Origin of the sequence: Sutcliffiella horikoshii, assembly GCF_008180725.1 — a bacterium.
Classification (GTDB): domain Bacteria; phylum Bacillota; class Bacilli; order Bacillales; family Bacillaceae_I; genus Sutcliffiella_A; species Sutcliffiella_A horikoshii_B.
In genome coordinates, this window is sequence record NZ_VTEV01000013.1 from 50,200 (window position 1) to 63,435 (window position 13,236).

General features: G+C 42.5%; 16 protein-coding genes and 1 rRNA gene. 15 read left to right on the top strand and 2 right to left on the bottom strand.

Features of this window, described 5'->3' with window-relative positions:
- Positions 1-531 precede the first annotated feature (531 nt).
- The 12 genes from FZC76_RS21195 (at position 532) to FZC76_RS21250 (ending at position 10,081) form a co-directional block, all read left to right on the top strand.
- Positions 532-1,365, top strand: coding sequence for an energy-coupling factor ABC transporter ATP-binding protein (locus FZC76_RS21195; RefSeq protein WP_148990110.1), 834 nt, complete (start codon positions 532-534; stop codon positions 1,363-1,365).
- Positions 1,341-2,207, top strand: a complete 867-nt coding sequence (locus FZC76_RS21200) for an energy-coupling factor ABC transporter ATP-binding protein (RefSeq protein WP_148990111.1) — start codon at positions 1,341-1,343, stop codon at positions 2,205-2,207. The genes FZC76_RS21195 and FZC76_RS21200 overlap by 25 nt, the downstream gene beginning before the upstream one ends.
- Positions 2,200-3,003: an energy-coupling factor transporter transmembrane component T family protein gene (locus tag FZC76_RS21205; RefSeq protein WP_262372744.1), complete on the top strand. Its 804-nt coding sequence runs from the start codon at positions 2,200-2,202 to the stop codon at positions 3,001-3,003. Before FZC76_RS21200 ends, FZC76_RS21205 begins: the two co-directional genes overlap by 8 nt.
- A 14-nt stretch (positions 3,004-3,017) precedes the next feature.
- Positions 3,018-3,764 (top strand): tRNA pseudouridine(38-40) synthase TruA, encoded by a 747-nt coding sequence (gene truA / locus FZC76_RS21210; protein ID WP_148990113.1) that lies wholly within the window; start codon positions 3,018-3,020, stop codon positions 3,762-3,764.
- Between the two features lie 164 nt (positions 3,765-3,928).
- Complete coding sequence (rplM, locus tag FZC76_RS21215) at positions 3,929-4,366, top strand: 50S ribosomal protein L13 (RefSeq protein WP_060666583.1); 438 nt, start codon at positions 3,929-3,931, stop codon at positions 4,364-4,366.
- A 20-nt stretch (positions 4,367-4,386) separates the two neighbouring features.
- A complete protein-coding gene (gene rpsI, locus FZC76_RS21220) occupies positions 4,387-4,779 on the top strand; it encodes a 30S ribosomal protein S9 (RefSeq protein WP_060666582.1) in 393 nt (130 codons plus the stop codon).
- Positions 4,780-5,756: 977 nt separating this feature from the next.
- The gene (locus FZC76_RS21225) at positions 5,757-6,179 is read left to right on the top strand and encodes a hypothetical protein (RefSeq protein ID WP_148990114.1); all 423 of its coding nucleotides are present in this window, start codon (positions 5,757-5,759) and stop codon (positions 6,177-6,179) included.
- Positions 6,180-6,194: 15 nt separating this feature from the next.
- Positions 6,195-6,965, top strand: a complete 771-nt coding sequence (locus tag FZC76_RS21230) for a hypothetical protein (protein ID WP_148990115.1) — start codon at positions 6,195-6,197, stop codon at positions 6,963-6,965.
- On the top strand, positions 6,958-7,401 hold the full coding sequence (locus FZC76_RS21235; RefSeq protein WP_148990116.1) for a hypothetical protein: 444 nt from the start codon (positions 6,958-6,960) through the stop codon (positions 7,399-7,401). The genes FZC76_RS21230 and FZC76_RS21235 overlap by 8 nt, the downstream gene beginning before the upstream one ends.
- Positions 7,402-7,688: 287 nt before the next feature.
- The gene (locus tag FZC76_RS21240) at positions 7,689-8,129 is read left to right on the top strand and encodes a YbaK family protein (protein ID WP_010191559.1); all 441 of its coding nucleotides are present in this window, start codon (positions 7,689-7,691) and stop codon (positions 8,127-8,129) included.
- Positions 8,130-8,191: 62 nt separating this feature from the next.
- Positions 8,192-8,914 (top strand): N-acetylmuramoyl-L-alanine amidase CwlD, encoded by a 723-nt coding sequence (gene cwlD, locus FZC76_RS21245; RefSeq protein WP_148990117.1) that lies wholly within the window; start codon positions 8,192-8,194, stop codon positions 8,912-8,914.
- Positions 8,915-9,034: 120 nt separating this feature from the next.
- Positions 9,035-10,081: an Mrp/NBP35 family ATP-binding protein gene (locus FZC76_RS21250; protein ID WP_148990118.1), complete on the top strand. Its 1,047-nt coding sequence runs from the start codon at positions 9,035-9,037 to the stop codon at positions 10,079-10,081.
- Between the two features lie 39 nt (positions 10,082-10,120).
- Here FZC76_RS21250 and gerD read toward each other — a convergent pair whose 3' ends face one another.
- Positions 10,121-10,753 (bottom strand): spore germination lipoprotein GerD, encoded by a 633-nt coding sequence (gerD, locus tag FZC76_RS21260; protein ID WP_187442176.1) that lies wholly within the window; start codon positions 10,751-10,753, stop codon positions 10,121-10,123.
- Positions 10,754-10,910: 157 nt separating this feature from the next.
- Here gerD and FZC76_RS21265 point away from each other — a divergent pair, with 157 nt between their 5' ends.
- Positions 10,911-11,513: a KinB-signaling pathway activation protein gene (locus FZC76_RS21265; RefSeq protein ID WP_148990119.1), complete on the top strand. Its 603-nt coding sequence runs from the start codon at positions 10,911-10,913 to the stop codon at positions 11,511-11,513.
- Between the two features lie 43 nt (positions 11,514-11,556).
- Here the strand turns inward: FZC76_RS21265 and pdaB are convergent, their stop codons facing one another.
- Positions 11,557-12,321, bottom strand: coding sequence for a polysaccharide deacetylase family sporulation protein PdaB (pdaB, locus tag FZC76_RS21270; RefSeq protein ID WP_148990120.1), 765 nt, complete (start codon positions 12,319-12,321; stop codon positions 11,557-11,559).
- 142 nt (positions 12,322-12,463) lie between these two features.
- Here pdaB and FZC76_RS21275 point away from each other — a divergent pair, with 142 nt between their 5' ends.
- Complete coding sequence (locus tag FZC76_RS21275; RefSeq protein WP_148990121.1) at positions 12,464-12,700, top strand: hypothetical protein; 237 nt, start codon at positions 12,464-12,466, stop codon at positions 12,698-12,700.
- A 375-nt stretch (positions 12,701-13,075) separates the two neighbouring features.
- Positions 13,076-13,236 (top strand): 16S ribosomal RNA (locus FZC76_RS21280); the annotation flags it as partial.

Sequence of the window (13,236 nt, forward strand, 5' to 3'; positions counted from 1 at the left end):
TAATGACTGATCTAAGCCCTTTATTTTTTTGTCTATTTATTTAAAAGAGTTTCTGCTAATACACCGCTGGTGATATCCGCAAAAGGCTTCGCTTTCCTAGGGGCGGTGCTTGAGCCTCCTCGCATTCGCTGCGGGGTCTCAAGCTACCGCTATCTCCCTCAGGAGTCTTCGCCTTTTGCTCCAATCACCAGCTATAAATATCATTGAACGTGGTATTAAAGATTCTCAAGAACGGAAGTTAACGTTTCAAATATCTATGAGTTGATAGCAGTAACCCCATGTTGCTTGGAGTGGAAGGTGTGAGACTCCAGCGGGGGAAAACGGTTGATTGAGACCCCGCAACGAAGTGAGGAGGCTCAAACACCGTCCCGCGGAAAGCGAACGCCTGCAACGTAAAGCAACAAGGGAGTATAACCAAACCCTTGCACTTGAACTGTGTTGGTGGGTTGTACTACTTATTTTCTTTTTTTAGAGGTTAAGTCTATAGTAGAGAGAGTCAGTTAAGCGGAGAAGAGAGGAGTTGTATTTTCGATGGCCATCTTAGAAGTGAAGGGTTTGTCCTTCCGCTATGCAAACCAAGAAGAGGATACGTTAAAGAATATTAACCTGAAAGTGGAACAAGGAGAGTGGACCGCCATTGTTGGCCATAACGGCTCAGGCAAATCCACATTGGCTAGGATCCTAAACGGCTTGCAGCTTCCAACAGAAGGATCTGTTACAGTGCAGGGAACAAAGTTAGCAGAAGATACGATTTGGGATATTAGAAGACAGGTAGGAATGGTCTTTCAAAACCCTGATAATCAATTTGTAGGCTCGACGGTAGAGGACGATGTTGCGTTTGGTTTAGAAAATATTGGCGTCCCCCGTGAAGAAATGATTTCCCGCGTGGCAGAGGGGATTGAAAAAGTAGGGATGGAATCTTTTTTAACCCAAGAGCCACATCAGCTCTCTGGTGGCCAAAAGCAGCGGGTGGCCATTGCAGGCTTAATTGCGCTGCGACCATCCATCATCATTTTGGATGAAGCTACTAGCATGCTCGATCCTATCGGACGAAAAGAAGTAATTGACACAATAGAAGAGCTCCGACAACAGGTGGGAGTAACGGTTATATCCATTACACATGATCTGGAAGAGGCTGCTAGAGCTGACCGAATCATTGTATTGAACGCAGGAGAAGTGTATGGCGAAGGAACCCCCGAGGAAGTTTTCCGTATGGGAGATAAGCTTGTGGAGATAGGTCTTGATTTGCCTTTTCCTATCATCTTGGCGAATAAACTGCAACAGTTGGGTGTGGAGTTTGATACAGATCCGACCAATAGGGAAAGGCTGATGAATGAGTTATGCAAATTACAATCAAAGATTTAGAGCATCGCTATCAGCTGAATACTCCCTTTGAAAGAGTTGCGCTTTATGATGTAGACATGATGATTCCTGAGAACTCCTATATTGCCATTATTGGTCATACAGGGTCCGGGAAGTCTACATTGTTGCAACACCTTAATGGATTGTTAAGACCTACAAGTGGGAGCATTCAAGTTGGAGACATCACCTTGCATGCGAATAAAAAGGAAAAGAACATCAAGGCCTTGCGTAAAAAGGTAGGGATTGTTTTTCAATTTCCGGAGCATCAGCTTTTTGATGAAACCGTGGAAAAGGATGTTTGTTTTGGTCCGCTTAATTTTGGTGTTCCAGAAGAGGAAGCAAAGAAGCGGGCAAGAGAGGCACTTAAGCTTGTCGGTCTGCCTGATAGATATCTGGAGTCATCGCCTTTCGATTTAAGTGGTGGACAGATGCGCCGGGTTGCCATTGCCGGGGTGCTTGCGATGCAACCGGAAGTCCTTGTACTGGACGAGCCGACAGCTGGTCTCGATCCACGAGGACGTAAAGAAATCATGGACCTGTTTTATAAACTGCATAAAGAGCAGAACCTTACCACCATCCTAGTCACACACAGCATGGAGGATGCGGCAAAGTACGCAGATTCGATTGTGGTCATGAACAACGGGACTGTTGGGCTAAAAGGGACACCAAGGGAGATTTTCAGCCAGGCAGAGGAAATTAAGAAACTTGGGTTGGACGTTCCGGAGACGGTTTTGTTTATGAAAGAGTTAGGGGCGCGTTTGAATTTAGAATTCAGTGAAGTGTGTCTGACTGTTGAAGAAGTGGCAGAAGCGATCGCCTCCCGTTTGAAAAAGGGGGATGAGTGAAGTGAATAATTTAATCATCGGTCGTTATGTGCCCGGTACTTCTCTTATTCACCGGATGGATCCAAGAGCAAAACTCTTGCTTGTATTTATTTTCGTCATGGTTGTGTTTCTTGCCAATAACATCTGGGGCTATGCCATGCTTGCTGCCTTCACATTGACCATCGTGTTGCTTACCAGAATACCGGTTCCCTTTATTTTAAAAGGACTGAAGCCGATTCTCTGGATTATTATCTTTACCATGCTTTTTCATGTTTTTTTAACAAAAGAGGGCAACTTGCTCTTTGAAGTAGGTTTTATTGAAGTGTACGAAGAAGGCATCATACAGGCTATCTTTATATCCTTGCGTTTTTTATTCTTGATTACCATCACCACCATCCTTACCTTGACCACTACACCAATTGAGGTGACTGACGGGATGGAGACGTTATTTGGTCCGTTTAAAAAGATAGGAGTCCCTGTCCATGAATTAGCGCTTATGATGTCTATTTCCTTGCGATTCATCCCAACCTTGATGCAGGAAACGGACAAGATCATGAAGGCGCAGAGTGCGAGAGGTGCAGACTTCACTGTAGGGCCTCTGAAAGAGCGTGTTAAGGCGTTGGTTCCTTTGCTTGTCCCGTTGTTCATCAGTGCGTTTAAACGCGCAGAGGAGCTTGCTACGGCGATGGAAGCACGAGGGTATAGAGGCGGCGAAGGAAGAACGAAATTCCGTCTGTTAGAATGGCAGTGGAAAGACACCTTGTTGTTGGTGACGCTTGCTGTCCTTACGTTTATCTTAGTTCTTATTCGAACATAATGGAGTTAGATATAATGAATAGATTGAAATGTACCCTAACCTATGACGGGGCACAGTTTGAAGGCTATCAGATTCAAAAGGAGAAGCGTACGGTTCAGCTGGAGGTCCAGAAGGCTTTGTCCCGAATTCATAAGGGGACAGAGGCAAAGGTTGCTGCTTCTGGACGTACGGATGCAGGTGTTCATGCAGTAGGGCAGGTGCTGCACTTTGACTCGCCTCTAAGTATTCCGGAGGCTGCCTGGCAGAAGGCGCTGAACGCCCATCTACCCAAAGATATTTGGGTGAAGAGAGTGGAGTCTGTCTCAGGGGACTTCCACGCACGTTTTGATGTGGTAAAAAAGGAATACCGTTACAAGGTGAGCCTGGCAAAGGACTTTAATGTGTTTGACCGAGATCAGGTGTTTCACTACCCTTACCCGTTGGATTTGGAAGCTGTTAAAGAGGCGTGTGAGCATTTTATTGGCGAACACGATTTCACAAGCTTCTGTTCTGCAAAAACGGAAGTGGAGGACAAGGTGCGGTTCATTTACTCGCTTGATGTAGAGTTGAATGGGGAGGAGCTTGAATTCCGCATTGTCGGCAATGGCTTTTTATATAATATGGTCCGTATCATTGTAGGTACCTTACTGGAAATAGGACAAGGTAAAAAATTACCAAGAGATATTTTTTCGATCCTGGAAGCAAGAGATCGGGGAGCGGCAGGAAAAACGGCACCAGCACACGGTTTATACCTTTGGGACGTGGTTTATGATGACAACTAATCCTGGTGTAACATTTTCTTGACAATCTCGCAAAAAAGATATAAGATATCACATGGTATGTATTTTAACCCCACGATTAAGCCCCGGAAGAGTTTCATCGTGTTGAATAAAATATATGAAGAAATGAAAAATAAAAGGTTTATTTTTTTTAGGAGGGAAATTTAATGCGTACAACGTTTATGGCGAAAGCTAGCGAAGTAAATCGTAAATGGTACGTGGTTGACGCTGAAGGTCAAACTTTAGGTCGTCTTGCAAGTGAAGTTGCATCCATTTTACGTGGTAAACATAAACCAACTTTTACTCCAAACGTAGACACTGGAGATCATGTAATCATCATCAATGCAGAAAAAATCCACTTAACTGGTAACAAGTTGAACGGTAAGATCTACTACCGTCACACAATGCACCCAGGTGGACTTAAACAAAGAACGGCTTTAGAAATGCGTACTAACTATCCTACAAAGATGTTAGAACTAGCAATCAAAGGCATGCTTCCAAAAGGAAGTCTTGGACGTCAGCAAGCTAAAAAATTGAATGTGTATGCTGGAAGCGAGCATCCACACCAAGCACAACAACCTGAAGTTTACGAACTTCGCGGTTAATTAATAAGGAGGGTATAACTTTGGCACAAGTACAATACTACGGCACAGGTCGTCGTAAAAGCTCCGTTGCACGTGTACGTCTAGTTCCTGGTAACGGACAAATCGTGATCAACGATCGTGATATCGAAAACTACATCCCATTCGAAGCTCTACGTAACGTTGTTAAACAACCATTAGCAGTTACTGAAACAGAAGGTAACTACGATGTATTAGTAAACGTTGACGGTGGAGGATACACTGGTCAAGCTGGTGCGATCCGTCATGGAATCGCTCGTGCATTATTGCAAGCTGATCCTGAGTTCCGTGCTTCTTTAAAGCGTGCAGGTCTTCTGACTCGTGACGCGCGTATGAAAGAGCGTAAAAAATACGGACTTAAGGGCGCTCGTCGTGCACCTCAGTTCTCAAAACGTTAATCTTCGGATTCCAATATGGAAAACCCCCGACCCTTGTGGTTGGGGGTTTTTTGGTGTTTTTGGCGGACGATGTAGGACGTGGATTGGGAGAGAGAGGTCTTCATACGGTTGATGAAGACGTGATTGGGTCGTATTTTGTGCGAGAGAGGTCTTCATACGGTTGATGAAGACGTGATTGGGTTGAGTTTTGTGCGAGAGAGGTCTTCATACGGCCGATGAAGACGTGATTGGGTCGTATTTTGTGCGAGAGAGGTCTTCATACGGTTGATGAAGACGTGATTGGGTCGTATTTTGTGCGAGAGAGGTCTTCATACGGTTGATGAAGACGTGATTGGGTTGAGTTTTGTGCGAGAGAGGTCTTCATACGGTTGATGAAGACGTGATTGGGTTGAGTTTTGTGCGAGAGAGGTCTTCATACGGTTGATGAAGACGTGATTGGGTCGTATTTTGTGCGAGAGAGGTCTTCATACGGTTGATGAAGACGTGATTGGGTCGTATTTTGTGCGAGAGAGGTCTTCATACGGTTGATGAAGACATGATTGGGTTGAGTTTTGTGCGAGAGAGGTCTTCATACGGTTGATGAAGACGTGATTGGGTAGATTTTTCTGCAAGAGAGGTCTTCATACGATCGATGAAAACGTGTATTAGGAGAGAGAGGTCTTCATAAGCCGATGAAGACCTGAGTGGGACGTGTATAGCGCAAAAGAGGTCCTCATACGATCGATGAAAACGTGTCTGCAACGGATTGCTCTTGAGAACTAACACCCACTAGAAAATACAAAGCCTGACCAGAAACTTGAGCCCCTCCATTCTACCTAAGCAGTATCTCACACACAAACATGGTAATTAAGTAAATATTAGGTAATTACAACCAATTACTCTTGTTCTATATAGTGAATAAAATAGGCATTATGCAACTTAAAAAAAATGAAAACTTACTTTATCATTAGTTCTTAATAAAGAAGAAAAGGAGGTAAGTGGTCATAAAAATAAGAATATTGGTTACTTTTCTGGTCCTGACTTGTTTTTTCTTCGCTGGCACTCAAGTTCAAGCTAATAGCTGGAAAAGCCTTAAAGACTGGATGACAGAAAATATCAAAGGGCATTTTGATCCTGAAAACTTCAATAACATCTTTTCAGAACAACTCCAAGAAATAGACAACTCCCAATACTCCTTAGAAATAAGAGAATTCTTCAAGTCCACCACCACCTCAACAAAGAGCAATATACAAAACCACCAAGCAGAATACATACAACAACTCACCCAAGCGAAAACACAACTTAAACAGAACACTCTAGACAGTTATTACGAGGAACGCCGATCAAAGCTGGACGAAGAATTGACCCATGAACTTGAGCAATATCTCGCAGAATTATTAGATGAAAATAATAAACCTTAAAAGGGGAGATATATAATGACGTGGCAAAAGAAATTAGTGGCAGGTACAGTAGCGGTAGGGTTGATTTCTGGTGTGGGTATGACGTTTGCAAGTGCAAGTGAGGGCTCCCCGTTGAGACAATGGTATAACGAATTATTCAGCAATACACAACAGTCAATACTCACAGATAATGAAGCTGCTGCTACCGAAGCATTTGAAAACTGGGCAGCAAATACCGAACAACTCAAAGTTGGTGCGGGCTTTGAGATAAATGAAACTATGGAAGCGGAATTGACAAGGGTTGGCACGGAGATAATGAGTACGAAGGATGAGCATATAGCATCACTCGGCGAAGAGAAAGCAGAACTGCTTGCGGATATGAACTATCAAGTGTATCAGCACATTTTCCTAGAAGGATACATGGCTATCCAGAACCAGGGAGATGTAGCGATGGGTACGGTCGAAGAAAGCTTCCAGAACTTCACCAATGAAACGGGACAAGCTGCAGTAAATGAAATGACCCAGGAGTTGACCTCCGCTAAAGATTCAGCGGTTACAGAGTTAGAAGAGGCTATAGCACATGCCAAAGAAGAACTGTCGGCACAACTTGCGATGGAAGAGCAGGTAAGCAGAAATAACCTGGAGCGGCAGATCACATACAAGTTGACCGACTTGCGTGATGCTTTGACATCTATCATCAATGAATTGGTGAGTGAACAGCAAAATATCATCACGGCAAAGGCTTTAGAACTCGAAGAAGAAGCAAAAGCAAGTCTTGATGAAGTAATGGAAAGTATTAATGACTAACAAACTCCAAAAAAGACTGATCTATGTGACGATGCTGGTCTTGGCATTGCTTTTTACAGCAGAATTGAAAACGGCATATGCTAGTTCCAATATTAAATCTTTACTCACAAGTTGGTTTGAAGGGAAGCAACAGGAATCCATACAAGCTTTGGAAGAAGAGATCATAACAGAAAAAGAAGCACAGATGTCCGTTTTGAAAGAAGAAATCGCTGTTTCATTAAATCAGGCTAATAAGGAACTTGCCGATTTTACATCGAAAGAGGCGGAAAAGAGCAAGCAAGAGCTCAAAAGCTATACTCAGCGGCTTATTCAATCCATCGAATTTGATGAGGAAGGTAAGCAGGATCAGTTTATAAGTGAATTGGAGAAAATTATGGAGGAAGCGTATATGAAGCTGGATCAAGCCCGTGAAGATGCGCTTTACCAATCAGAATAGTCTAACTGCCTGCGCATGTGTGCAGGCTTTTTGTTTAATGAGACAAGTGGATTGAAACGGAAGGCACCCGACTCCTGCGGGAGGTAGCAGTAGGTTGAGAACCCGCAACGAAGTGAGGAGGCTCAAGCATCGCCCCGCGAAAAGCGAGTGACTGCAGCGGAAAGGAACGGCCAAACTTAAATAAAGCTTATGCACTCCAATTCCATACTTGGAAAAACGTACTCATTCTTTGTACGCATGAAAGCCCTCGCCCATTAAGAAACTAATTGGGAAAGGGTGTGAAAGAAATGACTGTAGTAACAACCTTCAAGGAAAAGCGCCGGGAAAAGCAGATGAAATATGAGCGCAAGATGCTGCGTGAAATATCACTCGAGGTTTTACGGACAAAAGTGAAGGATTTTTTCTCGCCATACTTAAAGAATAAAAAGCAGGTAACTGCCATTGAAGAAGGCTGTCTTGATGTAGCGATTGAAGCCTATCTTCTTGGTGCTTCATATAGCAAGTTTGGGTATTATGGTGAAAACGCAGAGCAGGTAAAAACGCGCTGCCACGTGGAAGAGAAATATTTGATTGATACCTTGTACGATTATTTTTTGTACTGGGGTTCAATCGGTGACAATGATATGGTTCATGAATCTTTTTATATGACATGCGATGCTTTTGTTGATTATTGGTGGCGAGAAGGCTTCCATAAAGGTGAAAAAAGGTACCGCATGAGATTGCACTAATTATCATAAACTTCCCCCTTGTCCCATATAGTGTATAGAGTGGACATGCGGGAGGGGTACATATGCAAAGGTGGAAATTCTGGGCTTTTCTAACGGTAATCTTAACGGTGACCGCCGTTTTTCAATATCAACTATTCTCAAAAGATACCTGGGAGCAGTGGAGTCTGCCGTTGAGCGGGAAAATTATCATCCTTGACCCTGGACACGGTGGGCCTGATGGAGGGGCGGTCGGGGGCGATGTCTTAGAAAAAGACGTGGCGCTTGAAGTGTCCCGTTATGTGAAGGATTACCTTCAAGAACAAGGGGCATTAGTACTCATGACTCGGGAAGAGGATGTTGACCTAGCAGATCCTGCGACTAAAGGCTATAGCCGCAGAAAAGTAGAGGATTTGCGGAAACGGATTGAGCTGATCAATGAATCAGATGGAGATCTTTTTCTCAGCATTCACTTAAACGCCATCCCGTCACCAAGATGGAGAGGGGCCCAAACCTTTTATCATGGAACGAAGCATAAGGAAAATGAACGTTTAGCAAAGTTCATCCAAGAAGAATTCAGGGTCAACCTTGAAAATACAGACCGGTATGCCAAATCGATGAATACACTTTTTATTTTAAAAAACGCTGAAATTCCTGGTGCACTAGTTGAAGTTGGATTCTTGTCCAACCCATCCGAGCGGGCGTTATTAAATACAGAAGAATATCAAAAATCCTTAGCGGCATCCATCTATAATGGAGTGATGCGTCATTATACAAAAGAACAAGAGCTTCCAGATCCCCCTGAATAATAAAAGGGGGATTTTTTATAGGCACATAACGATAAATTCAAGCAGTCTATATGTTATACTGAAATTGTAAACGAATTCAATTCTGAAAATAGACTATTATCACATAAGGGTGGGGTCACAGTGTTAACAGAAGCTAAAGTTGTACAGTTACTAAAAGATCTACATGATCCGTTTTTACATAGAACTTTTGAAGAAACAAACGCAATACAAGAAATTTCTATCAAGGAAGAAAAAAACCATGTGAGTGTGAAGGTGGCGCTTGCCAAGACTGGAACAGCAGAGCAGATGCAATTGCAAGGCACCATCGTTAATCTTTTAAAGGAAGCAGGAGCGGCAACAGTTGGCTTGCGTTTCATGGAACTTCCACAAGAGGTTGTCGCGCGTTTTGGCGTAGAAGCTCCTAAAGAGGAAGAAACACTTCTATCTAGTAACAAAACAACCTTCCTCGCTATTGCTTCCGGAAAAGGCGGCGTTGGAAAATCAACTGTGTCCGTCAACCTGGCAGTTTCATTGGCGCGTCTTGGGAAAAAAGTCGGCTTAATTGATGCTGATATTTATGGATTTAGTGTGCCTGATATGATGGGAATTACGAAACGTCCGGTCGTGCGTGGTGAAAAAATCATTCCAGTAGAACGTTTTGGTGTACAAGTAATCTCGATGGGCTTTTTTGTAGAGGACAATTCCCCAGTTATCTGGAGAGGCCCGATGCTAGGAAAAATGTTGAACAGCTTCTTTAACGAAGTAGAATGGGGAGATTTAGACTACCTGCTGTTAGACTTGCCTCCTGGAACAGGGGATGTGGCGCTCGATGTGCACTCTATGCTTCCGTCCTGTAAAGAATTAATCGTAACCACTCCTCATCCGACAGCAGCATTTGTTGCAGCGAGAGCAGGGGCAATGGCGATCAAAACGGATCATGAAGTGATTGGTGTCATTGAAAACATGGCCTACTTTGAGAGCAAGAAGACAGGTGAAAAAGAATATGTATTTGGAAAAGGTGGAGGAGACAAGCTGGCAGAAGAGTTGCAGGCCCCACTTCTCGGACAACTTCCATTACAACAGCCTGACTGGAATGACGATGACTTTGCTCCGTCCATCTACCAAGAAGATCACGATCTAGGAAAAATTTATTTAAGCATCGCTTCAAAAGTGGTGGAATTAACGTAATGAATAAAGCAGACCCAGTCAGTGGGTCTGCTTGTTTTTTTATCCGCCTCCGCCTTCACCGCCGCCGGACTCTTGACCGCCTTCTGAACCGCCACCTTCTCCACCTTGTCCACCGCCCCCTTGTCCTTCTCCGCCTTGCATTTCAGAAGCGGCTTTTAACAATAGGTCTTGTAGTTTGGCTTTAAACAATGGACTCTCAAAAGTCTCGGTGATTACTTTTTGCAGGTGCTTCTTATATTCCTGTCCACTCATCACAGTAATCATTTGCTTTTCCATTTCAGGATCCTGCAAAATTTGAACCATCATAGCTTGATACTCTGGATCTTTCATCAAATCTTTAATAAGTTTTTCATGTTCTTTCTGCATACTCTTTGCAAAAGCCTCAGCAAATTTAGGGTCTTCAAAGGCCTTTTTCCAAAATTCAACGCCTTTTTCACTGTCTAGCGTTTGTTCGATGGATTTTGTCACCACTTCCTGATCCAAGACAAAGTTAGCCTTCATCTTATCATCAGCCATGATTTCTTCAATCGCTTTTTTTCCATCATCTGTTTTTAATATATCTACAACCATTTTTTTTGTTTCGTCGTAATCCATTTGACCGCCTTTTTCATTCTCAGCACAACCAGTAAGAAGGAGGGAAAGAAGGAGGGGCGGCAAAAGGTAGCTTTTCATCAAGAAAACTCCTTCCAACATGTATTTCATACGATTAATATGTGACAAAGTTAATCAAATATACAAATTTGTATGGAAAGGATGATGGATTTTTACTGGTTACATTGGTAAAATGGGAACTAGTGTCTTTAATCTGTGTTAAATGGAGGAAAAGAAAGTGAACAGTCGTAATTGGGTTCGATTATTTCTTTCCACGCTACTAGTCGGAGCAGTAACTACCGTTATTGTTGCGTTCATAGTCCGTTGGGATCAACATACAGCACAATTTGCAAATGGAGAATACCTTCAATTCCTATCCATCATTGCATGGTATATAGGAGTAGGCTTGATATTTAGTATCATTAGTCAAATGGGCTTCTTTGCCTACTTGACGATCCACCGATTCGGCTTGGGTATTTTTAAATCCCTATGGAGTGCCGTACAACTGGTGCTAATTATTTTCGTTTTATTTGATCTTGTATATTTCCGTTACATATCTTTTGCAAATGAAGGAGATTCCTTACTTCCTTATTTCGCCTTTCCGATATTTCTCTTAGTGTACGGCTTGCTTGTAGCCTATGTGAAAAAAACGCAGACCAATAAACACGCATTTATTCCTGCGTTGTTCTTTATGGTTGTTGTAACAACGATTGAATGGTTTCCTGCCCTTAGGGAAAATGAACCAGGATGGCTGCTATTTATGCTCTTTCCTTTATTGGCATGTAACTCCTATCAGCTTCTGTTGTTGCATAGGTTGAATAAAGCATCTGAGACAAAATAAAAAATGGCGTTTCTCCGTTACGGAGAGGCGCCATTTTTATGAGTTATTGTACTTCCTTGCTTTTCGCTTTAGTGTTATTAATCAATTCGGTGACGCTGCTTATTTCGTAGCCTTTATCCTTAATGAATTGAATAATCTCCGGTAAGGCGTCCTCTGTTTGTTTGGCAGAATCAGATGCATGAAGAAGAACGATATCCCCATTACTCAAATTCTTTGTCACATTATCTACAATGATTTCCTTCCCAGGGTTGATCAGGTCATGTGAATCCACACTCCAATGCACCACGGTAAAACCGAGGGAATTGGCAATCTCGAGTACACGTTTATCAAAAGCCCCCTTAGGTGGGCGTAGTAAATTAACTTTCTTGACCTCTAGCTTCTCGAATACATCCAATGATTTTAAAATGTCCCTCTTTACTTTTAAGTCTTCAAGGTCCCGGTAATTTTCATACGCATACCCCATGCTGCCAATCTCATGTCCATCCTCCACGATCCTTTTTACAATATCCGGGTGCCTCTCCGCCCAAGAAGCGGAAAGGAAGAATGTCACACCAGTTACGCCGTTTTGTTTCAGTAAATCCAAGATAGGCAGTGCCTTTTCATCGCCCCAGCTAATATCAAAGGACAAAGCAACTTCCTTATTACTGCCTTCCCCCTTATATATTGCCCGCGGTCCATCCTTGGATGAAAACACCGGCTGATTCGAAAAGTTTTCTATATATAAAATCCCTGCAGTGAAGAATGCCGCCAAAATGATGATGGATAATTGCTTAAGCTTTCTTCCGTTTATTACATAGAAATTAGTCATGCTTAGCCCCCTTGTCCACAGTATCTATTCTCATAAATATTCAGTAGGACAAATCTTATGCAAAAAATATTTAGGAAAATGTTTCATAAAAACCGGTTTGGTGGAAAAAATACACTATAAAGTATTTTTTAGAGGTGAAGAAATGTTAGGGATGCTGTTAAACAATAAAGAAGTAAAAGAAATGGAATACTTATTAAAAAGAGAATTAGAAGAACTCTTACACGATTTTGATGATCATCGCATCGATAGAGTGGTAAAGCATGCCATGGAAGAACGCTATCAAATTCTCTACAAAATGTTCACCCGTATCGCGCCGCCCACAGAGTGTATGAAATATATCCGATCCAAAGCCGTCTTTAGGGAAAGGGAATCCTATTAAAGCCATCCAATCAGCCGCATTAATTGCGGCTATTTATTTGTCTCTCCAACACTTGTATATAAGAAGAAAGTACTTCAGATAAACAAATAAAAAAAACTTTTTAAAAGTAGTTGACGGAAAAAGAAAGTCCGTGGTATATTATTATTCGTCGCTGCGAGATACATTAAAGCTTGCAAGACAAAAAAACAAAAAACATGTTGACATCAACTTGGTCAATGTGATACATTAGAAAAGTCGCTTCTGAGCGACAAACTGATGAAAATGATCTTTGAAAACTAAACAAAACAACAGCGTCATAACGTCGGTTCTACGGAACACGACAAAATGATTTTAAGTAACACAAGCTAGCAAATTTTGAGCAAAAGCTCAGACTCTTTATTGGAGAGTTTGATCCTGGCTCAGGACGAACGCTGGCGGCGTGCCTAATACATGCAAGTCGAGCGGACCTTTTAAAAGCTTGCTTTTGAAAGGTCAGCGGCGGACGGGTGAGTAACACGTGGGCAACCTGCCTGTAAGACTGGGATAACTTCGGGAAA